Annotated in this window: 22 protein-coding genes; 14 read left to right on the top strand and 8 right to left on the bottom strand. The window is 36.7% G+C overall.

Going from position 1 to position 23,510, the window contains the following annotated elements:
- From ACK4HO_RS06540 to ACK4HO_RS06520, 5 genes are all read left to right on the top strand, one after another.
- Nucleotides 1–570, top strand: a complete 570-nt coding sequence (locus ACK4HO_RS06540; RefSeq protein WP_409664211.1) for an L-threonylcarbamoyladenylate synthase — start codon at nucleotides 1–3, stop codon at nucleotides 568–570.
- Between the two features lie 36 nt (nucleotides 571–606).
- On the top strand, nucleotides 607–2,028 hold the full coding sequence (locus tag ACK4HO_RS06535; protein WP_409664210.1) for a CCA tRNA nucleotidyltransferase: 1,422 nt from the start codon (nucleotides 607–609) through the stop codon (nucleotides 2,026–2,028).
- A 160-nt stretch (nucleotides 2,029–2,188) separates the two neighbouring features.
- On the top strand, nucleotides 2,189–3,208 hold the full coding sequence (locus ACK4HO_RS06530) for a COX15/CtaA family protein (RefSeq protein ID WP_409664208.1): 1,020 nt from the start codon (nucleotides 2,189–2,191) through the stop codon (nucleotides 3,206–3,208).
- Between the two features lie 49 nt (nucleotides 3,209–3,257).
- Complete coding sequence (locus ACK4HO_RS06525) at nucleotides 3,258–4,028, top strand: CDP-alcohol phosphatidyltransferase family protein (RefSeq protein ID WP_409664206.1); 771 nt, start codon at nucleotides 3,258–3,260, stop codon at nucleotides 4,026–4,028.
- Between the two features lie 87 nt (nucleotides 4,029–4,115).
- Nucleotides 4,116–4,298: a CsbD family protein gene (locus ACK4HO_RS06520; protein ID WP_121313070.1), complete on the top strand. Its 183-nt coding sequence runs from the start codon at nucleotides 4,116–4,118 to the stop codon at nucleotides 4,296–4,298.
- 98 nt (nucleotides 4,299–4,396) lie between these two features.
- On the opposite strand, the gene ACK4HO_RS06515 is transcribed toward ACK4HO_RS06520, so the two are convergent.
- From ACK4HO_RS06515 to ACK4HO_RS06480, 8 genes are all read right to left on the bottom strand, one after another.
- A complete protein-coding gene (locus ACK4HO_RS06515; protein WP_409664204.1) occupies nucleotides 4,397–5,002 on the bottom strand; it encodes a thioredoxin family protein in 606 nt (201 codons plus the stop codon).
- A 6-nt stretch (nucleotides 5,003–5,008) separates the two neighbouring features.
- On the bottom strand, nucleotides 5,009–5,494 hold the full coding sequence (locus ACK4HO_RS06510; protein WP_409664203.1) for a redoxin domain-containing protein: 486 nt from the start codon (nucleotides 5,492–5,494) through the stop codon (nucleotides 5,009–5,011).
- 84 nt (nucleotides 5,495–5,578) lie between these two features.
- Nucleotides 5,579–6,334 carry a LytR/AlgR family response regulator transcription factor gene (locus ACK4HO_RS06505; protein ID WP_409664201.1) on the bottom strand — a complete coding sequence of 252 codons (756 nt, stop codon included), beginning with the start codon at nucleotides 6,332–6,334 and terminating at the stop codon, nucleotides 5,579–5,581.
- Nucleotides 6,335–6,429: 95 nt separating this feature from the next.
- Nucleotides 6,430–6,732, bottom strand: a complete 303-nt coding sequence (locus ACK4HO_RS06500; RefSeq protein WP_409664199.1) for a 2TM domain-containing protein — start codon at nucleotides 6,730–6,732, stop codon at nucleotides 6,430–6,432.
- A gap of 2 nt (nucleotides 6,733–6,734) precedes the next feature.
- Nucleotides 6,735–7,034: a 2TM domain-containing protein gene (locus ACK4HO_RS06495; RefSeq protein ID WP_409664197.1), complete on the bottom strand. Its 300-nt coding sequence runs from the start codon at nucleotides 7,032–7,034 to the stop codon at nucleotides 6,735–6,737.
- Between the two features lie 2 nt (nucleotides 7,035–7,036).
- Complete coding sequence (locus tag ACK4HO_RS06490) at nucleotides 7,037–8,374, bottom strand: 2TM domain-containing protein (RefSeq protein ID WP_409664195.1); 1,338 nt, start codon at nucleotides 8,372–8,374, stop codon at nucleotides 7,037–7,039.
- A 48-nt stretch (nucleotides 8,375–8,422) separates the two neighbouring features.
- Nucleotides 8,423–9,043: a hypothetical protein gene (locus tag ACK4HO_RS06485; protein WP_409664193.1), complete on the bottom strand. Its 621-nt coding sequence runs from the start codon at nucleotides 9,041–9,043 to the stop codon at nucleotides 8,423–8,425.
- Between the two features lie 183 nt (nucleotides 9,044–9,226).
- Complete coding sequence (locus ACK4HO_RS06480) at nucleotides 9,227–11,380, bottom strand: TonB-dependent receptor (RefSeq protein WP_409664191.1); 2,154 nt, start codon at nucleotides 11,378–11,380, stop codon at nucleotides 9,227–9,229.
- 174 nt (nucleotides 11,381–11,554) lie between these two features.
- Between ACK4HO_RS06480 and ACK4HO_RS06475 the strand changes: the two genes are divergently transcribed.
- The 9 genes from ACK4HO_RS06475 (at nucleotide 11,555) to ACK4HO_RS06435 (ending at nucleotide 23,506) form a co-directional block, all read left to right on the top strand.
- Nucleotides 11,555–11,950 carry a hypothetical protein gene (locus ACK4HO_RS06475; RefSeq protein ID WP_409664189.1) on the top strand — a complete coding sequence of 132 codons (396 nt, stop codon included), beginning with the start codon at nucleotides 11,555–11,557 and terminating at the stop codon, nucleotides 11,948–11,950.
- Between the two features lie 119 nt (nucleotides 11,951–12,069).
- Nucleotides 12,070–12,606, top strand: coding sequence for an IS1096 element passenger TnpR family protein (locus ACK4HO_RS06470; protein ID WP_409664187.1), 537 nt, complete (start codon nucleotides 12,070–12,072; stop codon nucleotides 12,604–12,606).
- Nucleotides 12,607–12,676: 70 nt separating this feature from the next.
- Nucleotides 12,677–13,027, top strand: coding sequence for a four helix bundle protein (locus ACK4HO_RS06465; RefSeq protein ID WP_409664185.1), 351 nt, complete (start codon nucleotides 12,677–12,679; stop codon nucleotides 13,025–13,027).
- 40 nt (nucleotides 13,028–13,067) lie between these two features.
- The gene (locus tag ACK4HO_RS06460) at nucleotides 13,068–14,126 is read left to right on the top strand and encodes a nucleoid-associated protein (protein WP_409664183.1); all 1,059 of its coding nucleotides are present in this window, start codon (nucleotides 13,068–13,070) and stop codon (nucleotides 14,124–14,126) included.
- 117 nt (nucleotides 14,127–14,243) lie between these two features.
- Complete coding sequence (locus ACK4HO_RS06455; protein WP_409664181.1) at nucleotides 14,244–16,091, top strand: hypothetical protein; 1,848 nt, start codon at nucleotides 14,244–14,246, stop codon at nucleotides 16,089–16,091.
- A 133-nt stretch (nucleotides 16,092–16,224) separates the two neighbouring features.
- Nucleotides 16,225–16,491, top strand: coding sequence for a hypothetical protein (locus tag ACK4HO_RS06450; RefSeq protein WP_409664179.1), 267 nt, complete (start codon nucleotides 16,225–16,227; stop codon nucleotides 16,489–16,491).
- A 47-nt stretch (nucleotides 16,492–16,538) separates the two neighbouring features.
- Nucleotides 16,539–17,435, top strand: coding sequence for an ABC transporter ATP-binding protein (locus tag ACK4HO_RS06445; protein ID WP_409664177.1), 897 nt, complete (start codon nucleotides 16,539–16,541; stop codon nucleotides 17,433–17,435).
- 10 nt (nucleotides 17,436–17,445) lie between these two features.
- Nucleotides 17,446–18,282 carry an ABC transporter permease gene (locus ACK4HO_RS06440; RefSeq protein WP_409664175.1) on the top strand — a complete coding sequence of 279 codons (837 nt, stop codon included), beginning with the start codon at nucleotides 17,446–17,448 and terminating at the stop codon, nucleotides 18,280–18,282.
- Nucleotides 18,283–18,406: 124 nt separating this feature from the next.
- Nucleotides 18,407–23,506, top strand: a complete 5,100-nt coding sequence (locus ACK4HO_RS06435) for a T9SS type B sorting domain-containing protein (protein ID WP_409664173.1) — start codon at nucleotides 18,407–18,409, stop codon at nucleotides 23,504–23,506.
- The last annotated feature ends 4 nt before the right edge of the window (nucleotides 23,507–23,510 follow it).

Raw genomic sequence — 23,510 nt, 5'->3', positions numbered from 1 at the left:
ATGAGCGACATCAACGAAGAAGTACACAAAGCTTTTGAAGTTATCCAAAATGGCGGAATAATCCTATATCCGACCGATACGGTTTGGGGAATCGGTTGTGATGCTACCAATGCAGAAGCCATAAAAAAAATCTACGCCTTAAAACAACGAGAAGAAACCAAAAGCATGATTGTGTTGATGAATGGCGAAAAAATGATGTACAATGTTTTTAAAGACATACCGGAAGTCGCCTGGCAAATATTGGATTTATCCGAAAAACCAACGACCTTAATCCTCGACAATCCGAGAAATGTGGCCGCTAATGTTATTGCAGAAGACAAAACGCTTGGCGTGCGAATCGTCAAAGAACCGTTTTGTTTCAAACTGATGGAACGCATGAAAAAACCGTTGGTTTCTACTTCGGCTAATATTTCCGGAATGTTTACCCCAAAATCTTTTAAAGAAATTAGCCCCGAAATTATAAATGGTGTAGACTATGTAGTAAATTTGCACCACGAAAAAATTTGCGATAAACCGTCGACGATTATCAAACTAACGAGTGATAGTCAGGTTAAGATTATTAGAAAATAGTTTTCAGTCGCAGTCGCAGTTTTCAGAACAAAAAGCATGAATTATACCAAAGCATTAGACAATAAAATATTTGAAATCATTTCAAAAGCTTCTCAAGAACTTAACCTGGAAAGCTACGTGATTGGCGGTTTCGTGCGTGACTTTTTACTGCAACGCGATTTCAAAAAAGACATTGATATCGTGGCCGTGGGTTCCGGTATTGATTTGGCGCTGAAAGTTTCCCAATTGTTACCCAACAAACCCAAAGTACAGGTTTTCAAAAACTATGGCACGGCCATGTTGCGTTACAAAGAAATCGACATCGAATTTGTGGGCGCCAGAAAAGAAAGTTATACCCAAGACAGCCGAAATCCTTTAGTGGAAAACGGCACTTTAGAAGACGATCAGAACCGTCGTGATTTCACCATTAATGCGTTGGCTTTTTCTTTGAATCCGAATAATTACGGTGAATTGGTCGATCCTTTTGATGGTTTAACTGATTTGAAAAATAAACTCATCAAAACGCCTTTGAATCCGGATATTACCTATTCTGATGATCCTTTGCGGATGATGAGAGCGATTCGTTTTGCGACGCAATTGAACTTTATCATTGAAGAAAAATCTTTGCAAGCCATTGCCGATAACAAAGACCGTATTAAAATCATTTCGGGTGAAAGAATTGTAGACGAGTTGAACAAAATTCTCGAAACCCCGAAACCATCAATTGGGTTTTTACATTTATACAAAACCGGCTTACTTGAGATTATTTTACCCGAATTGACCGCGCTCAATAATGTAGAAGAAATTGAAGGCCATACGCATAAAAACAACTTCTATCACACGTTGGAAGTGGTAGATAATATTTGCCCGAATACCGATGATGTTTGGTTGCGTTGGGCAGCTTTGTTGCACGATATTGGCAAAGCGCCAACGAAACGTTTCAATAAAAAACAAGGCTGGACTTTCCACGGACATGAATTTTTAGGCGGAAAAATGGTGAAGAAAATCTTTGAAAGATTGCACATGCCCTTGAACCAAAAGATGAAGTTCGTGCAAAAAATGGTGATGTTGAGTTCGAGACCAATTGTATTGTCAGAAGATATCGTAACCGATTCTGCTGTGCGTCGATTAGTGTTTGATGCCGGAGAAGATGTCGATAATTTGATGACGTTGTGTGAAGCCGATATCACGACTAAGAATCCAAGTAAATTCAAAAAATACCATAACAATTTTGATATTGTTCGCCGTAAAATCATTGAAGTCGAAGAACGCGATCATGTGCGCAATTTCCAACCGCCTATTAGTGGTGAAGAAATTATGGAACTTTTCAACTTGCAACCTTCGAGAGAAATTGGTGTGTTAAAAGAAGCGGTAAAAGAAGCAATTCTGGAAGGAGAAATCCTGAATGAATACCAAGCTGCATATGATTTTGTTTTGGCAAAAGCTGAGAAATTAGGGTTGAAGAAAGTTACTGAGTAGCTGAGTTACTGAGTGGCTGAGTAAGATCATTTTCTTAAAAAATTAATAAAATATTATAATTTGTTTTTAGTCGAAAAGACAAAGTCAACATAAATTTGCATCTCAAAAACTAAAAAGACTTAGTTACTCAGCCACTCAGTAACTCAGCGACTCAAAAAATATGAAAAAAGACAAATCAGTCATTTATTGGCTATTTTCCGGTTGTGTTTTAGTGTTTATTATGGTCGTGGTTGGCGGAATCACTCGCTTAACAAATTCGGGTTTATCGATGACCGATTGGCATTTGGTAACCGATACTTTTCCACCGATGAGTGAGGAAAAATGGGTTCAGGCTTTTGAAGAATACAAGAAATTTCCCGAATACCAAAAAATCAATGTTCACAACGATTTCCAGTTGGATGACTATAAATTCATCTACTTTTGGGAATGGTTCCACCGTTTTATCGGCAGAATTATCGGTTTGGTATTTATCATTCCGTTTGTCTATTTCTTGATTAAAAAACGAATCGACAAAGCCACTTTGAACAAATGCTTCATCCTTCTCGGAATGGGCGCATTGCAAGGTTTCTTTGGTTGGTTCATGGTGAAAAGTGGTTTGGTTGACAATCCGGATGTGAGTCATTTCAGATTGGCTTTGCACTTGACTTTTGCTTTTGTCACTTTTGCTTACACACTTTGGGTCGCTTTGGATTTGATTTATCCGGAAAAGAAATTTGTTTTGGTTGATTTGAAAAAATTAGCCCGAATTACAATGTTTTTCTTAATTGCCCAAATCATTTACGGTGGTTTTGTAGCCGGATTAAATGCCGGATTAGTGCACAATCATTGGCCACTAATGAGTGACGGACAGTTTTTTCACGAGAGTATTGCTTTGGAAAAAGACAGTTGGTTACTGCGTTTAACCGAAGGCAAAAGCGGTGTTCAATTCGTTCACCGAACTATGGCCTACGTTGTAGTTGGATTGATTTTATATTTGTATTTCAAAAGCAAAAAATACACGCTTTCGGCCCAACAACAAAATGGTTTGAATGCTTTGGTTGTTTTGGTGTTTGTTCAATTTGTTTTAGGGGTTTTCACTTTGTTGTATGCAGTTCCGCTTTGGTTGGGATTGATACATCAAGTGATGGCTTTCTTCTTATTGACGGCCATGACTTATACTTTGCACCGCTTGTCAAAATAATACGCTTGCCCTGACTATATTGTCGCAGTTACCTTGTTTACTAACTTAAATGTCTAAACTTGCCGCACAGGATAAATTTTTAGATTTATCCGATTACGGAAGATCTTTCGGGAGATTTTTCGCACTTCAATTAAAAGATTCCCGCTTTACCCCTATTCATGTTACCTTACTTTTCGGGCTATCCGGACTGATTGCGATTTACTGTATTTTGGTACACCAATATTTATTGGCCGGATTTTTCATTTTACTAAAATCAGGAATCGATGCCGCCGATGGTGAATTGGCCCGACTCAAAAACACACCTTCGTATTCCGGAAGGTATTTAGACAGTGTGTTTGATATTGTCTTGAATTTTATGTTTTTGATGGCGATTTGTTATGTTTCTGAAACCTCCATTTGGTTTACCCTTTTGGCTTTTATCGGGCTCCAATTGCAAGGCACTTTGTATAATTACTACTATGTGATTTTGAGAAACAAATCGGTTGGCGGTGATAGTACCAGTAAAATTTTTGAATACAAAACACCCAAAGCTTTGCCGGGAGAAACCCAAAAATCAGTCAATATTTTATTTGGCATTTACCAAATTGTTTACGGCACTTTTGACAAAATCATCCACGCTTTGGATTCAGAGGCTTATAAAGTAAAAACCTTTCCGAACTGGTTTATGACTTTGCTTTCTTTATATGGCTTAGGCTTTCAATTGTTGATTATAGCTGTGATGTTGCCAATGGGCTGGATTGAACTGATAGTACCGTTTTTCATGGCTTATACTTTGCTAATCTTTGCCTTGATTGGCATTCGAAAAAAATGCATAGTGTGAATTATGCAATCTTCATTTATAATTGCATAACACCAACATCCCTATAATTGCCGAAATTTATAGTCTATAATTTTAAAACTATAAATCATGCCGAATTCAAAAGAAATTGAAGGAAATTGGGAACAATTAAAAGGAAAACTGAAGCAAAAATATGCCGACTTAACCGATGATGATTTGCTTTATGATGAAGGCAAAGAGCAAGAAATGTGGGGAAGATTGCAAGAAAAGATAGGAAAGACTGAAAAAGAAATTAAAGCCTTATTTGATTAGATTAAGTTATGCTTTGATTGTATTCGGAATGGCTGCATCAATGAGTTATTTCCAATAAAAAAGTCCCGTCTCGTCCCATAACGAGACGGGCTTTTTCGTTATACTTTTTTCTTCGCTTTTATCGAGCAACCAATAGCTTTGGTCAGTGAAGGTGAAGGTTCGCTTCCTTTTTCCAAGGCGGCGATGGCGTTTTCTAAATATCTTTCTTTTACGGCTGAAGCATCATCAGAATTGTCATCAATAGCGCCAATGTATTTTACCACTAAGTTTTTGTCTAACAAAAATACATGCGGTGTTTTGGTTGCGCCATATTGCGGATACACTTGTTGTCCTTCATCTACTAAATAAGGGAAAGCAAACTTTTTGTCTTTGGCTTTGTCTTGCATCAACTCATAAGTATCGGCCGGTTGTACTGCAGGATCATTAGGATTGATGGCCAAAAGAACATAGCCTTGTTTTTTGTATTTTTTGGCCAAATCATTGATTCGGTCTTCGTATTTGATGGCGAACGGACAAGTATTACAAGTAAAAACCACAATAAAACCTTTGGCGTCTTTGTAATCGGCCATGCTGTACATTTTGCCGTCAACAGATTTTAGTTTGAAATCGGCTGCTTTGTCTCCGGGTTGGTAACCGTTGGAAACCACAGTTTCTCCAATAAATAAACTGCTGAAGAATAAAATTAATAAGGATAAAACTTTCATGTTGAATTAATTAAGATTGATAAATGAGTTCACGTAATCGTTGAGTTCGGTAAAATTTTCAAATTCGCGCTCGGCGAATAAGTGCTTTTTACCTTGTATGATTAAGGTGGCCGGAATCGCGCCCGACCAATCTTTGTCGATTTTAGATAACCACGAATTGTAATCTTTGTCGCTTAGCAGCAAAACCTCAGCGGTGATTTTTTTTCTTTCTACAAAAGGGATAAGCTTTTTCTCCAAGTCTTTTCGGCTGTCAAGGCTGACCAAAATTACTTTTACCTTTTTGTTCTCTTTATGAAGTTGCTCAAAATAAGGCAACTCTTTGATACACGGTGCACACCAAGTCGCCCAAAAGTTAATCGCATAAACATTCTCATCTTCTTTGATTACCGCTTTTTCAAACTCGGCAAACGTTTCATAAACCTTAATTTGCGCCAAAGAAGTGTTGGCAAAAGTCAAGGTAAAAAAGATGCATAAGGTGTAAAGTAATTTCATAGGGAAAATTAAGTGTAACGAAGTTAATAAGTTAGGGTTTAGTTTGGAATTTACTTAACAAAATTTTACCAACTTTAACATAGCTTACCCCAACCACTCCTTAAAATCATTCACTCTTTCTCGCGCTACGATTACCTCATCGTCTTTATACGTTGGCAAAATGACTTTGAGTCTTGAGTTGCTGTGCAGTTGAATCTCTTTTATCGCTTTCATCGGGATGATGAATTTGCGCGAAACGCGGTAGAAGTCTTTTGGGTCGAGTTCGGTTTCGAGTTGTTCCAAAGTGATATCCAATAAATAATCACGATTGTCTAAAGTGTGCAAATAAGTGCCTTTGTTTTCGCTGTAAAAACATTCCACTTCCTCAATATTAATCATCTTCAATTGCTGTCCCATTTTGATAGTGAAACGTTTTTTGTAGGTTCTGTCTATTGGGTTGACCAGCATCTTTTTGATCATTTCGAAATCTAAAGACAAATTAGGCAAAGCCACATTTCTTGCCTTGAATTTATTGACAGCGGTTTCCAAATCGTCTTCGTCAATTGGTTTCAGCAAATAATCGATACTGTTGAGTTTGAACGCACGCAACGCATATTCGTCGTAAGCCGTCGTGAAAATTACCGCACTTTTTATATCTATGCTTTCAAAGATTTCAAACGACAAACCGTCGGACAATTGGATGTCCAAAAAAATCAAATCGGGATGCGGATTCGAATTGAACCAATAAATGGCTTCTTCCACAGAATGTAATAAAGTATTGACTTGCAAGCCCAGTTTTTCCACTTTGCGTTGGAGTAATCTGGCGGCGGGTTTTTCGTCTTCTATTATTATGATGTTCATTTTTCTTAAGTTGCTGAGTGGCTGAGTAGCTGAGTGGCTGAGTACTTTTTTGCTGATTTGCTCAGCAACTTAGGCACTCAGTAACTCAGTCACTTTTATTCCCATTTATTATTTTTCTCCTTCTCCATCAACTCTTTAATCTTTTTGTCTTCCCAATTTTTGCCCAAAATCATCGTTGGTACAAAAACTGAAAATCCATGAGCGGCTAAACCGATGCCCCAAAATAAAGCTGTGGCAAAGTTTTTCCAGTGAAAAAAGCCTTCGGAAGAATTTTGAGTGTTTACGATTAACAATATGATATTAATCACCACATAAACCGCAGCGTGACTATAGAATCCTTTGATTCGCTTTACTCTTTTTACTGCTTCTTGGTATTTGATTTCGTCTAGGTTTTCCATCGTTATTCAAATTTATTTCTTTTATTTTCTTCGTCCATGTATTCTCTAATCTTTTTTTCTTCCCATTCTTCGTTGAAGAACGGAAACCAGCCAAATACTTTCATCGCGTGAAAAAACAAACCAATGCCCCAACCCATCATCGACCAAAGAAACCAAAGGTATTGAGGGGTGTATTTTAAATTGATAAAAATTAAAACCGCCATCACTAAGACATAAGAAGCCAAGTGGCTGTAAAAACCTTTGATTTGCTCCACTTGCTTTTTGGCGCGCTGGTATCTTTCGAAGTCGTTATTTGTTTCCATGATTAACTCCATTTATTATTTTGATTGCTGTCTTTGTTTAAAATCTCTTGAATTTTCTTCTCTTCCCATGATTTTCCGTAGCCGAAAGTTTCTAAGGCATGGAAGGTTAATCCCATTCCCCAACCTAACATTGGGAACCAAAACCATTGAAATCCGCCGGATTTGAGATTGATAAAGATTAAAAACGGTATCACGCAACAGTATGAAATTAAGTTGCCGTAAAATCCTTTGAGTTTTTCTACTCGTTCTTTGGCTTTCATATAAGCCATATTTTCGTTGTATATATTTTTAGTTTCCATGATGACTATTTGTTTGGTTAAAATCGGGATTTTTACTTTGAAAGCGGTTTCAGTTTGATCTACCAAAACTTTTCGTTCCGAAATCAAAGCATAACGGTTGACGATGTTTTGTAAACCAACGCCTTTTCGGTCTTGCAAGACTTCTTTCTTTTGTAAATTATTCTCAACAATCAGGTAATTATTCTCGATATAAATTTTGATGTGTAATGGTTTTTGCTCGCTGGCGATATTGTGTTTGATGGTGTTTTCCAATAAAAGTTGTAATGAAAGCGGAACCACTTTGGCTTCCGGATTACCATATTCGGTTGGCAGTTCGTAACTGATGCTGTTTTCGAAACGCATTTTGAGTAAATTCATATACGTTTTAGCGAAAGCCAATTCTTCCTCCACCGAAACCAATTCTTTGTCTTTTTGTTCCAAAACATAGCGGTAGATTTTGGACAAAGAAGTGGTAAATCGTTGTGCATTATCCGGATTTTCTTCTATCAATGAACTCAGTACATTCAAGCTATTGAACAAGAAATGCGGATCGATTTGGTTTTTCAGGCTTTCAAACTGTGCCGATGCAGTGCCGGCGATAACCTTTTGCTCTTTAATTTTATTTTCTTGATACCCTTTGTACAAATAAATAATGTGGATAATCAATAAAACTATGAAGGTAAAAACAGAGGCAACTACATAATCTCCGGGCGATTCTTGCTTAAAAAAATTCTCCAACGTATTGTTTTCAATAATGATATTGATAAAAATACGGAGCAAAAAAATGACAAACAGCGATAGAAAAAATGAGGCAACAAATCCGATGGCAATTCTTTTCTTGTTGAACCTATCATTGATAAAAACCTTATCCAAATAAATAAAGAGAAAAGTATTGGCAAAGTGGAGAGAAAAACTATACAATATTGTGTACAGAAAGGTCATCTTCAAATTATGGTTGAAGCTAACATCTTCGCCATTGAGCAACCGAATGATGAGGATTACAATAAAGATTGATAATCCGATGAAAAGTGCTCTTGGTAGTTCTTTTATGAATTGTTTCATTGGTGACTTTTTAGTTTCTAAGTAGCTGAGTGACTGAGTAGCTTAGCTTTATTTACAATTTTTCAAGGATTGTTGTGCTCTTTCCAATCCCCAATTTGGGTGAAAAGGTGTTTCTGGTTGGAATCTTTCAAACAGTGGAATGGAACTTGCGATTTCTTCACAAAGCTTTTTTACATCGGCACCTGTCCATTGTGCGCCACCCATTTCAAAATCGGCTTTGCTAAAAACTACTCTTGGATTTTCGGGTGCAATGATTCTGGCTTTAGTGTATAATTCCATCACTTTAGGAGAATATTTCATGCCGTTGACCATTGGATCTTGAACAATCATTGCAGTGTAAATCATAGCTTGCATTACCATTAATTCCGGGTTGTTTGGGCTAATCATTGTGGCTGCATCTTGAGCGTTTTGTGCTTTTTCTAACAACGCCGGCACTTTAGCTTTATTTGCCGGATTGAAAGCTTCCGTGGTGTTGATTAAGGCTATGTAATAATTTGGTAACCAATTGGTTTTTTCTGCGGCTGAGATGCGCTCCATTAAATCGGAAGCTTCCTGTGCTTTGCCTTCTCCCCAAAGTCCGAGCGATTTGCCCATGCCTTGTTCAAATTGTGTTTGTGCTGATAATAACGAACAAACGAATAATGCGATAGTGGTGATAATTTTTGTCATGTCTTTTAATTTATTTGATGATTAAAACTCTTGTTATTTTATAGTCCAAAAGTATCTCGGTTTTTGTTGTTGTAAAACTTATAGTTACTGAATTGTTGATTTTTGGGGATGAATTGTTTTTCTTGGAGTGGCTGAGTTTTTTTTTTACTCAGGCTCTCAGTTACTAAGCAACTCAGTTACCTTTTACAGATTATCCAACTGATTCTCCTTCTTATTCTCACTAATCGTCCAAAAGAAACCTACGAAGAAAAACTGGTCAGCCGTTGGTCTGATGGTTCTTCTGTTGTAAACGCCTTCGGTATTTGGTGAATTTGCATATTCGTAACCAAAAACGTTGGCAGTTCCCAAAACATTGGATACTGAAAAGTACAAAATCTTTTGTTGCGACATTAAATAAGCCCAGCCCAAACTCAAATTATTGTAGCCTTTGGTTCTGCCATTCATAAACTCCGACTCATTCGGATTATTATAAGGTCTTCCAGTAGTGAAGGAATTAGTAATGCTCAATTGCGATTTTAGTTTGTTTATCCACCATTTGCTTACTACGCTTAAACTATGATTGGCCACAAAGCTTGGGGTTACTTCTGCTGCATAGTTTTTATAGTTTCTTTGGGTGTCAATAAACGAATAAGAAACCCAGTATTCAACATTTTTAACGGTTTTATTATCTCTCCAAAAAACGTCTAAACCTTTGGCATAACCGGTTCCGGTATTGTTGAAATTGGTGTCAAATTGAGAAACTTCAGTGTCATATTTTACCAAATCGGAATAATCTTTAAAGTAAACCTCTGCGCGAAACGTTCTTCGGTCTTTGCTGTATTGGTAGTTCAAAATATAATGTTGGGCTTTTTCACTGTTCAAATAATCCGCGTATTTCAAATAGTCTTGTCTTGGCGCTTGGGTAAAACTTCCGTAGGCAAATGAAAACTGACCATTTTTGGAAATTTTATAAGCCAAAGAAGCTCTCGGAGCAACGACTGTTTCGGCTAATAAATCATTATTAGATAATCTCGCGCCTAATTTTACGGCAAACTTTTTAGAGAAGAAAATATCCGCTTCGGTAAAGAAAGCTGCGATGTTCGCATCATAACCGCTTTTGAAAGTGTTGCCTTCGTATTGTTTGAAATCTTCGTCGAATTTTGTAATGAAATAATCGCCACCAAATGATAACTTCACCCTATCTGAAAATGATTTTTTTAGTTTTAGTTTCAAATGAGATGAATGTTCTGAGTTGGCTACATTATCTAAATCTAAACTGATTTTATTTTGGCTATAACCATAACTTAAACCGGTAAACAATTGCCATTGGGAACCAAAATTGATTTTGTAAGACGAATTCAAATAAAAATTATTATTGTCCAAATCGACTCTGATTTTTTCCGGATTGTTAATCGATTCACTGTTGATATCGAATTGTGATGCATCAAACGCCGCGTACAATTTGAACATACCATTCGTAAAACTGTGTCGGTAAACCGCTTCTCCTGAAAGCGATTGAAAAGGTTTGTTCCAATCGGCGCGTTGCGGAAATACTTTTTGGTATGGAGCCAAATTAATGTAGGCAGTGTTAAAACTCAAGGAGTTGTTGCCCCATTTTTGGGTATTGGCTAAGCCTAAACCAACAGTCATCAAAGAAATATCGGTTTTCTCTTCAACGGCTTCGTCTTGGGTGTTTAACAGTAAGACACTCGACAACGCTTCGCCATATTCGGCAGAATAACCACCGGTAGAAAACGACATTCCGCTGAACAAAAAGGGAGAAAATCTACCGCGAGTTGGTACATTCGCTGTCGTCGCACCATAAGGTTGCGCTACTCTTATACCATCTACAAAAGTTTGGGTTTCATCGGCTTCACCACCGCGAACGAATAATCTTCCGTCTTCGCCAACGGTTTGTGTTCCGGGTAATGTTTGCAATGCAGAGACGATATCGCCCATTGCTCCGGCTGTAGTAACAATATCTAAGGGTTTCAAAACCGAAACTCTGGCTTTATCACCGGCATCAAAAGTTCCGGCAGTAACGATAACCGCATCGAGTGAATTGACACTTTCTTTAAGTTTGAAGGATTTGTTTTGACAAGTCGCTACGTCAATTGGCGTTTTTAAAGTTTCATAAGTCAAGAAACTAATCACCAAAACCTGATTGCCAATGGCGGTTGTGTTGAATTTAAAATTCCCGTTTTCATCAGACGTGCTACCGTCATATGTGCCATCGATAAAAATATTGGCTCCGACTATGGGTTTGTTTTTTTCATCCAATACAGTTCCCGAAACGATTTGTTGTGCATTACTAGTTAAAGCAACTAAAAAAAATAGAAAAGTGTAAATTGTCTTCATGCTTTTTGTTTTGATGAAGCAAACTTGCAACAAAGGATAAAGCTATGAAATTTAAATTGACTGAAATGTAATTTTGAGTGGATGAATTGTAAATCGTTTCTAAAAAAAAAATATCTTTAACAAAAAATACAAATAAAAATCAGTAGCATTGCATTACCAAAAATCACTAAGACAATGAAAATTATCAAATCACTATTGGCAATTGCGGCTTTTTTTGCTTTAAACAGCGCATCAGCCCAAACAATTACTGAAAGATGGCCGGAAATTAAGGCTTACCATGAAGTTATATCCAAATCGTTTCATTCTTCTGAAGAAGGGAACTTAAATCCTATCAAATTGAACTCTGAATTATTGGTTGAACGAGCTGAAGCATTAGCCGTAGAAAATATGCCGGAAGAATATCGCACACCAAAACTTATAGAATCGATAGTAGTTTTGAAAAAAGACACTAAAAAGGTTAATGATTTAGTGCAAAGAAAAGCCGGTGACGACGAAATAAAGAAAGCTTTAGCTGCTCTTCACGATACATTCCATAAAATAGTCGGATTGTGTCAAACCGAAAATAAATAATCAAAAAGCCCGACCATAACGTCGGGTTTTTTTATGCAAATAGTTTTCAACAATTCGCCTCTGAGAAATCAAATATTGCAAATTAAATTTACCTTTGTGCGCTTATAAAAATTAAGATTATGATTTATAAATTCAGAGCTATTCTTGATGCCGAAGAAGATGTTTTCAGAGACATTGCGATTCAGGAAGAGGACACTTTAGAAGATTTGCACAACGCCATAGTTAATGCCTTTGGCTTTGACGGTTTAGAAGTGGCTTCATTCTATACTTGTGATGACCAATGGAACCAGGAAGAGGAAATTCCGATGTTTGATTCGGGCGATGTTCCGGGTGAAATGAAAATCATGAGCGATTATCCTTTGAACCAATTATTAGGCGAAGACCAAACCAAAATTATTTACGTGTATGACTTCATCAATATGTGGACATTCTTAGTCGAATTGGCCGCCGTTGAAGAGGCAGAAACCGGTATAATCTACCCCAATTTATTATTCTCTCACGGCGTATTGCCTGCCATAGCGCCTGAAAAAGAATTTGAAGCTGAAGGCGAAGATTTCTACTCCGAATTTGAAGACGATTTAGACGAGGATGATTTAGACACGTTTGGCGGAGATGACAGCTTTGAGGATTTTGGATTTGAGGAGAATTGGAATTAAAGTTACTGAGTAGCTGAGTTACTGAATAGCTAAGTTTTTTCTTATTTTTGTGTAATAAAAAACTTAGAAAATGAAAACATTCAGAGACTTATTTATTTGGCAAAAAGCAATGACTTTGGTAACCAATACCTATCAAACTACCCAAAAATTTCCGAAAGAAGAATTATTTGGTCTAACATCACAAATAAGACGAAGTGCTATATCACTTCCTAGTAATATTGCTGAGGGTTATGGAAGGGAAAGTAACAAAGAATTTTCAAGATTTATAAATATTGCCATCAGTTCTTTATTTGAGTTTCAAACACAAATTGAGATTGCAAAAAACATCAATTACCTAAACGAAAACGAATTTAAAAATTTATATGTCGAAACTAGAGAACTAGAAGCCATGATTATTTCCTTCTCGAAAAGACTAAAATAATCTCAGCTACTCAGTAACTCAGCTACTCAGCCACTAAAAAATGATCAACCTATTCAACGCCCACATCGAGTCCTTATCCATCCACCGAGTTGGAAACAAAAGCCGTAACGAAGCCATTTTTCTTTCAGAACAACCTTATGGTTTAAATGACGAAATTGTGCCGCTTTTGAAGGAATATTTTTTTAAACCTTTCCGTGAGAAAGAAGAGAATTACTTTCAATTTGCACACGATGTCGATTTGGAGTACAACGACATGTTCAACTTGGCGACAGAAATCTTTACCAATCCGAGTGATACGCACGAAGTTTCTAAAAAGATTACCAAGCATTTATTCGAACAATCTAATCATCCGCATATCAAAAACGGTGAAGTTTATGTGGCGCATTTGACCAATGTTTCTATCGACAATAATGTGGTTGATGCAATTGGCGTTTTCAAAAGCGAAATCAAATCTGATTTTATGCAGTTTGAAGAAAAAGGCGCTACACTGGAAATGATTTTACAACAAGGAATTAACTTGAACAAACTAGATAAAGGTTGTTTGATTTTTAATTACAAAAAAGAAGAAGGTTACAAAATTTTAACCATTGACAGCAACCGTTATGATGCGCGTTATTGGTTGGAACATTTCCTTTCGGTAGATGCCTTTCAAGATGAAAATTTTTATACCAAAAAGTATTTGAAATTCTGTCAAGGTTTTGCCAAAGACGTGGTTCTTCCGGCAGAAGACAAGAAGGAAGAAGTAATGTTTATGAATCGCTCAGTTAACTTTTTTGCCAAAAACGACGAATTCGAAGAAAGCAAATTCTTAAACGAAGTATTAGACAATCCTGATTTGATTCCGGAATTCAAAAACTACAAAGTAGACAAAGGCGAAAAATACAGCATAGAAGACATTACCAATTTCCCTATTGCCAATGCAGCAGTAACTGACGCTCGAAAGTCAATTAAAAACGTAATTAATTTGGATACCAATATTCAAATCAAACTCGATTTTATCAATCCGGAAAGTGCAGAGAAATATGTTGAAAAGGGTTGGGATGAAGAAAAACAAATGTACTATTACTTGGTTTACTTCAATAAAGAACAGAAAAGCTAAAGCGCCGGTTTAAAATTAATCACCATTTAAAAAAAATCCTCAATTGTTAAAATAATTGGGGATTTTTTTTAAATGGTGATTAATTTTATACCTTTCAAGATTAGTTATTGAACAAGCATGTCCTCAAAACATTACATATACTTCCTACTCTTCTTTCTTTGTGCCCAAAATCTATTGGCACAGGAAAAGGAAACCCATAGTGGTAATGACTCCGTCAAAGTATATAAGAAAATTGAAACTTACTCCAAAAAAAGTAAGTTCAATAAATTCATCTACAAATTATTGTTTAAATCTAACCGAAAGGCAAAAGCATCAACGGCAAGTATCAAAAGAAAACGGTTTTTAATCAAAAAGTCTTTTGACAGAAACGAAGGCAAAATCATCCGAAATATCAATATCGAAACCTTAGATCCTTTTGGGTATTCGATTGATAATTATAAAGATGCACCCGAAAAAGGATTTGAAAAATTTGGAAACAAACTTCACCTTAAATCCAAAACCTGGACGATTAGAAATCAGTTGCTTTTTAAAAAAAACCAGCCTCTAGATTCACTTGTTGTCAAAGAATCGGAGCGTTTGATTCGACGCCAACGTTACACCCGAAGTGTTATTATTAAACCTGTAGAAATTCCGGGCAGCAAAGATTCTGTTGATATTTCGATACGTGTTTTAGATTCTTGGAGTTTGATTCCAACCGGAAGTTTGTCGAGTTCCAGAGGTAATTTTGAATTGACTGAACGAAATTTTTTAGGCCTTGGTCACGAATTCAGAAACGATTTTGCCAAGCAATTTGACACCGGAAAAAGCGCTTACTTAGGTCAATACTCGATTAGTAATATTAAAAATACTTTTATCAATACGGAACTGACTTATGAAAATTCAATAAACAACAATACCATAAAAAGTGCTCGAATTGAGCGTCAATTCTTTTCCCCATTTACCCGTTTGGCCGGTGGTGTTTATTTTGAAAACCGATTTTATGTTGATTCGTTACCGGACAATATCGGTACTTTTGAAAACCATCGATTCAAATTAGAAACTCAGGAATATTGGCTAGGGCATTCGTTTAAAATTTTTAGTGGAAAAGACGAAGACTACCGAACAACCAATTTGGTAACCTCTTTTGGATACAAAAATGTCAACTATCTCGAAATTCCGACCATTGCCTATGACCCAACACGGTTTTTTGCTTCAGAAAAACTATACTTGGCTACTATTGGTTTGAATACCCGAAAATTTGCTGAAGATAAATATTTATTCAACTTTGGCATCATTGAGGATATTCCTTATGGACAAGTGTACTCTATCACAGGTGGATTTCAGGATAAAAATAATAAGAGAAGAAGTTATTTTGGCGGTCGATTTGCCTATGGTGATTATTTCTCTATTGGTTATTTAAGTGCCAATATTGAATGGGGAAGTTTTTTCAACAATGGTTGCACCGAGGAAACTACTTTTAGAATTGAAGGCAATTATTTTACCAATTTGCAATATTTAGGGAATTGGAAAATAAGACAGTTTGTCAAACCTACATTGGTTTTAGGAAATCATAGAGCGCCAATTATTAAAGACCGAGTGTTACTTTCTGACGACAATGGCATCATCGGATTTAATAACCCATTAATCAACGGAACGAGGAAACTTTCTGTGGCTTTTCAAACCCAAACTTATGCTCCGGGTAATTGGCACGGATTTCACTTTAGTCCTTTTTACAACATGACTTTTGGCTTTTTAGGCAATGAAACCGACAAATTCCTCGACGGCCGATTGTATTCTAAATTCAGTTTGGGTATGCTGATAAATAATGATTATTTAGTATTCAACAGTTTCCAAATTTCCTTTTCCTATTATCCTTCTATTCCATTTGAAGGCGATAATGTTTACAAAACAAACTCCTTCAAAAACAACGACTTAGCCCTACCCGATTTTCAAATTGGCCAACCAATTATTGTTCCGTACCAATAAATTTGGATTTTAAAAGTTTATTTTTGTAAGTTTTGTTCATTATAATACATCGATATAGTGTATTTTGACGACTATTTTTTGCTCCTAAACGGTAAAACTATAGATTTACTATACCTAAATAAAACCTTATCCTATGAAACTAAACTACTTAACTCAAGGAATGGTCAATAAAAGTTATCGCTGTTCCATCCTTGGACATCGCTTTGTGGAAACCAAAAAAATCAATATTCATTTTAGTGAATACGAATGTAATGTTTGCAAAATGCAAGCTACCAATGACAGTAGAGGTCAAAAAATAACGCTGACTTCCAAACTCAAAGAAATCAATGAAACACTTTTCTATTTGAATCTGAAAAAGCAATTCATTACTAAATTTTACTTTACTAAAAAAGAACAGTAACAAATCGATATTTCAATCGTCATACCCTAAACCAAAAAACCTGACCATTGGAATCAACTATTCTTTCAATTAACAAACTCAACAAACGTTACGGCAAAATACAAGCTGTTAAAGACGTTTCCCTCGAAATACACAAAGGCAATGTTTATGGCATTCTCGGTCCAAACGGAAGTGGAAAATCTACGACTTTAGGTATCGTTTTGAATGTGGTTAACAAAACTTCCGGCGACTACAGTTGGTTTGACGGCGCTATGCAAACGCATGAAGCCCTCAAAAAAGTTGGCGCCATCATTGAACGCCCGAATTTTTACCCTTACATGACAGCCAAAGAAAACCTGGAATTGGTATGTAAAATTAAAGGCATCAATTATGCAAAAGTCAACGAAAAACTGGAAATCGTTGGTCTTATGGACAGAAAAGACAGCAAGTTTAAAACCTTTTCACTCGGAATGAAGCAGCGTTTGGCCATTGCCTCCGCACTTTTAAACGACCCTGAAATTTTAATTTTGGACGAACCTACTAACGGTTTGGACCCACAAGGAATTCACCAAATCAGAGATATTATACGATTGATTGCTTCACAAGGCACGACGATTCTATTGGCTTCTCACTTGTTGGATGAAGTCGAAAAAGTCTGTAGTCATGTATTGGTTTTGCGTTATGGTCAAATTTTGTACAACGGAACCGTTGACGGCATGATAGCACATGAAGGTTATTTTGAGCTTCAGGCCAATGACAACCAAAAACTTTTACAAGCTTTAAACCAGCATCCAGAAATCGAAAAAGCTTCGGAGGTTGAGGGTAAAGTAATTGCTCATTTCAAAAGCATTGTTGAGGCAGCACAATTAAATAAATATTTATTTGACCAAGGCATTTGTTTGAATCATTTGGTTTTGAAAAAACAGAGTTTAGAAGAACAATTTTTAGCCTTAACCAAACAATAAACGCACGATTATGAAAAGATTACTCGCTATAGAATTACAAAAAATCTGGAAAAATCGCGCCAGTAAAGTTTTGACGATTGGTTATTTTGTTATCCTTTCTTTTATTGCCTTAATAGCTTCTATCAAGTTTGACATTGGCACTTTTAAAATTCATTTTGCCGAAATGGGCATCTTTAACTTCCCGTTTATATGGCATTTCAATTCTTGGATTGCTTCTTTACTAAAGTTCTTTTTAGCGGTCGTTATTGTTTCGATGATGGCCAATGAATACAGCTATGGTACTTTAAAACAAAACCTTATTGACGGTATGAGCAAAAAGGAATTTATCCTTTCCAAATTCCTGACTGTTTTACTTTTTGCCTTTGGCTCGACGGTTTTTATCTTCGTAATGTCGTTAATTTTAGGATTTAGTTTTTCTTCTTACACCGAATTGGGCATCGTTTTTTCTGACATGGAATACTTGCTGGCTTATTTTGTCAAACTAGTTGGCTTTTTCTCCTTCTGTTTGTTTTTAGGGGTATTGATTAAACGTTCGGCTTTTGCCATCGGATTTTTGTTCATTTGGTTCTTGATTGAGAAAATATCTTATGGTATTTTAAAATTTGAAATATTTGACAGAAACCCAATGGTCGATAAAGTTTATGCCTTTATGCCTTTAGAATCTATGAGTAATCTTGTAATAGAACCTTTCACCAGATTGAGTGTTATCAAAAATATACAAACAGTGGTGGGAGAAAATAATGTAAAAGATTATGACGTTCATTTTACTTCCCTATTAATCGTTTTGGTTTGGAGTGCCATCTTCATTTACTCTTCCTATAAAATAATCAAAAAACGAGATTTATAAATCAATTATCACCCGAGGCGAAACCGAACAGTTTGGAGCGCAGCGGAAAAAATCAATTCTTAAAGAAAACATAAATAGAAAAACTTCTCTTTATGTTTTCTTTTTTATTTGTTAATTTTAGCGAATGAAAAAGAAGTTGTTTTTTTTATTACTTATTGTTTTCTCCAGCATAAATTGTTTTTCACAATTTAGTAAAACGCACTATATACCGCCGCTTTCAGGTGCAAGTAGTGTGACTTCAGAAGACCAATTTTTATACATTTCAACACCCAACGTCAATCCGATAAATTTCAGAATTATCGAGTTGGGCGGAGGTGTTATCACTGGTACTGTATCCAGAAGTACGCCATATATCTACAATGTTGGTTTTGGCAATGACACCCAATTACATGTTGATGCCAGTATGGCCAATAATGTTTTTAACAATAAAGGTTATATTGTTGAAGCCGATGACTTGATTTATGTTTCGGCTAGGGTAACTGCAGGTTCAGGAAATCAAGCCGGAGAATTAGTATCCAAAGGAAAAGCTTCGTTGGGTAATCGATTCAGAATTGGCGCCATTACGAATCTTGCTGTCAACAACTACGTTGATATTCACACTACTTTCATCTCGGTTTTAGCTTCCGAAAATAATACTACGGTAAATTTTAGCGATATCAGAGCTGGTGTCCAACCCATCAACAGCTCCAACGGAAGTAATCCTTTTAGTATCGTTTTAAATAGCGGGGAAAGTTATGTGATGGCTGTTCAAGGACCGCTCAACGCAAATCGAGACGGATTAATTGGTTCATTAGTAACTTCAGACAAACCCATCGCTTTAAATTGTGGTTCTTTTGGCGGAAGTAATGCACCAGGTAACTTGGACTTAGGATTTGACCAAATAGTACCTTCGGAACGCATCAACACTAACGAATATATTTTTATCAAAAGTACCGGAATCGATATGGTAGAAACCGTTTTATTAGTCGCTGATGTTGACAATACCGAAATTTACCTGAGCGGTTCAGCCACACCGGCTACTACTATAAATGCCGGAGATTATGTGGTTTTTGACGGTTCGAGTTTTGACGCCAACGGTAATTTATATATCAGCACCAGCCAAAAAGTTTTTGCTTATCAAACCATTGGTGACAATAGCGCTATTGACCAAAGAAATCAAGAAATGTTTTTTGTTCCGCCGTTGAGTTGCCAAACTCCGAGAATCATCGACAACATTCCTTCTATAGATTTCATTGGCAACCGACAGTTTACCGGAAGAGTTACCATAGTAACCAAAACCGGCGCTACTTTAAATTTTATTATTGATGGCGTAAGCTATACTTTGGCCGATTTATCGGCGACAGCCTCAGTTATCGGACCTACCAATGTGGTTGGAAATGCGGATTATGAAACTTATATTATCACAGGTTTAACCGGTGACGTTTCTGTTTTTTCAACCCAAGAATTGTATTTAGCAGCTTATGGAACCAGTGGCGCAGCTACTTTTGGTGGGTTTTATTCCGGTTTTACTTTTGAACCTGAAATTTCCTTTAACCAATTAGACCCTATTCAAGCCAGTTGTATTCCCAATACGAGTTTGTCTGTAAATACTTTGAGTCCGTTTGATACTTTCCAGTGGTATTTTAACGGAAGTGTAATTCCGGGTGCTACCAACAGCAGTTATACTCCTTCAACACTCGGACCGGGTTATTATTTTGTTTCGGCTACGATTTCCAATTGTTCACTACCTATAAATTCTAATGAAATTCCGGTTAGCTCTTGTCCTATTGACACCGACAATGACGGCACAAATAATAATATTGACTTAGATAATGACAATGACGGAATCACCAATTGTAACGAATCCTACGGCAATCAAAATATCAATTTAACCAATACCACAATTGGAACCGTTACAGTGAGCAATTATACCAATTCTTTTGTAGGTGCTTTTGCTACTGCAGGGTCAGGAACACCTTCTGCAACCCCGATTGTTGGGGATGCCAATGGTAATTTTGTAACCGAAGCCGCAATCGGAAAACAAAACAGCGTCAGTTATACCACCACTTGGAACAATCCGATAAGTTTGGCTGTAGAATATGCTTCAACGGCTTTGGCCAATGATTTGTTTACTGCCTCTACTGAAATAAGAGTCACTTGTCCGATCAATAAAACCTTGACGATTTTAAATCCGAATAACCAAGTTTTGATTGACACCAATTATGACGGAATTTTCGAAAGCGGCATCACTGCCTATTCTTCCTTTGAAATTCGTTTTCGTTTAAACAGCAGTATTTCTTTGGCTTCCGGAACGGGAACTTTTTCGATTAGAGGTAATTTAATCGATGCCATCACCGTGAGTAATATCAACTTGGTGGATACCAATTCAAGCCGAGTTGCTTTGCGATTAATGGCTACTTGTGTTCCTTTAGATTCAGACAATGATGGTATTGCAAACCAAATTGACTATGACAGTGACAACGATTCCATACTCGATTTTGTAGAATCACAAGGGACAAATGTGCAAGCACTATCAAACGTAGACACCAATAATGACGGAATAGATGATGTTTTTGGAAACGGGTTAACACCTATTGATACTGATAACGATGGCGTATTAAACTATCTCGATTTAGATTCCGACAACGATGGAATTCATGATTTAGACGAAGCACAAAGCAATGCAACAGATGCTAATAGTGATGGAATAATTGACGGAGCTAATTTTGGCACAAATGGATTAGCAAATACTTTAGAAACAACTACCGACAGTGGGATTTTGAATTATACATTGGCCGATACTGATTCTGATACCATTTTTAATTATATAGAGTTGGACAGTGATGATGACTTTTGTTTTGATGTCATTGAAGCTGGTTATCTAGATCCAAATGGGGATGGAATCCTTGGGAATCTCCCTAATTCAGTTGATCCAAATGGGTTGTTATATAGCAGCAGTGGTTACGGAATTCCCAACGGTAATTATTTTATCGGAGCACCTATTTCAATTTCGGTGCAACCGGTAGATGTGACTACTTGTGAATTGCAGTCGGCTACTTTTACAGTAACTTCAGTTGCGGTTAACAGTTACCAATGGCAATTATCTACTGATGGCGGAACCAATTGGGTCAATTTGACTAATAACGCAACCTATTCAGGGGTAACTACTGTTTTACTTACTGTTTCCAATGTATCTCCTGCAATGGCGGGTTACCAATACCGTGTGTTTTTGAACAAAAACGGCAATAGTTGTGGTTTGTATTCCGATGCAGCGATTTTAACTACTTATGCTTTACCTGTAGTTACCACACCAATTTCCTTAATCCAATGTGATGATGATACTGATGCGATTTCGGTTTTCAATCTTACGCAGAAAAACAATGTGATTTCGGGCAATTATTTGAATGAAACCTTTACCTATTTCACAACTTCAACAGCTGCCAATACGGAAAATACCGCTTTTGAAATAACAAATCCTTTGGCTTACACTTCGGGGAATGCCGTGGTTTATGCTCGTGTGGAGAACAGTAACGGTTGTTTTAGAGTGGTCCAAATTAATTTAGCAGTTTCTGTGACGCAAATTCCACCCAATTTTGTGATTCCAAATCAGTATTTGTGTGACGATTATTTGGATGCGGTTAATGATGATTATGATGGTGTTTCGGGACCATTTAATTTTACAGCCATTCAAAACAGTTTAGCGGCTATACTTCCCGCCAATGTTACCATTAAATTCTATAAAACCCAAGCCGATTTCTTAGCGGAAACTGATGCTGCCGGAAATTCTTTGGCCATTGTTGATATTACCAATTACAGAAATATTGGTTTTCCTAATGTCCAAACCATTTGGGTTCGTGTTGACAGTACAATAGACAATTCCTGCTTTGGTTATAAAACTTTTGATGTAGTGGTTGAAGCTTTACCGATAGCGTATCCTGTAAATGCTGCTAATTTGATTCGCCATTGTGATGACAATCATGACGGGATTTACGGTTTTGACACTTCCGGAATTGAAGCTACAGTTGTCAACGGTCAAACCGGAGTTAATGTAAGATATTTTAGGGCTGATGGAACGCAGATTTTACCGTTTGGTAATCCGTATAATGTAACGGGAACCGAAACGATTACTATCAGAGTAAGTAATAATACTACGCAAACCGGCGGTCAACCTTGTTATGACGAAGTATCACTTCAATTTATAGTAGATGATTTACCCGAAGCCTTTGCCATTCCTAATACGCTAACCACTACTTGTGATGACGAACAAATTGCTATTGCTCAAGATGGTTATTTTGACTTTGACACTTCTACATTTTTAAGCACCATTTTGGGAACGCAAACCGGTATGATTGTTTATTATTATGACCAAAATAATGTGTTGATTCCGAGTACTGTTCCAAACGAGCTTCCGAATCCGTTCAGAACCAATACCCAAAACGTTAGAGTTGTGGTTGAAAACCCAATCAATACGGCTTGTTATGCTGAAATTACTATTCCGTTTATTGTCAATCCGACACCTAAAATAGACCAAGAAGAAACCATAATCATTTGTCTTCCCGAAACCCAAGCCTTAATTGATGCCGGAATTTTAGACGGAACACCAACAAGTAATTATACATTCCAATGGTATGAAAATAATGTCATCATTCCGGGACAAACTAATTCCGCAATAACGGTAAGTACTCCCGGACTTTACAGCGTGGAAGTAACTAATGCTTTCAATTGTACCAAAACCAGAAATATCAGTGTCATAGGTTCGGAAATTGCTACAATTCTTGGAATTGATGTGGTAGATTTGAGTGATCTCAATTCGATTATGGTTAATGTAACAGGTTTGGGTGATTACGAATTTGCGATAGATGACATTAACGGACCTTACCAAGAAAGTAATTTCTTCAACAATGTTCCTATTGGTTTTCACGAAGTGTATGTTAGAGACCAAAACGGTTGTGGTTCGCTTGGGCCAATTTTGATTCCGGTTTTGGGTATTCCTAAATATTTTACCCCTAATGGTGATGGTTTTCATGACTATTGGAATGTGAAAGGCGTTAGTGCACTTTACAATTATCGCTCAACGATTTATATTTTTGACCGCTACGGAAAATTATTGAAACAAATCGGAACCACCAGTCCGGGTTGGGACGGAACTTACAACGGAAGACCAATGCCGGCTGACGATTATTGGTATTCCATTGAATTTGAAGATGGTCGTAGCGCCAAAGGACATTTCACTTTAAAGCGATAAGGTT

The organism is Flavobacterium sp. (assembly GCF_046296355.1).
In the GTDB taxonomy this organism is placed as follows: Bacteria; Bacteroidota; Bacteroidia; order Flavobacteriales; family Flavobacteriaceae; genus Flavobacterium.
Note: the sequence above shows the minus strand (reverse complement) of the source record. Positions and strands in the feature narration are given on the sequence as shown.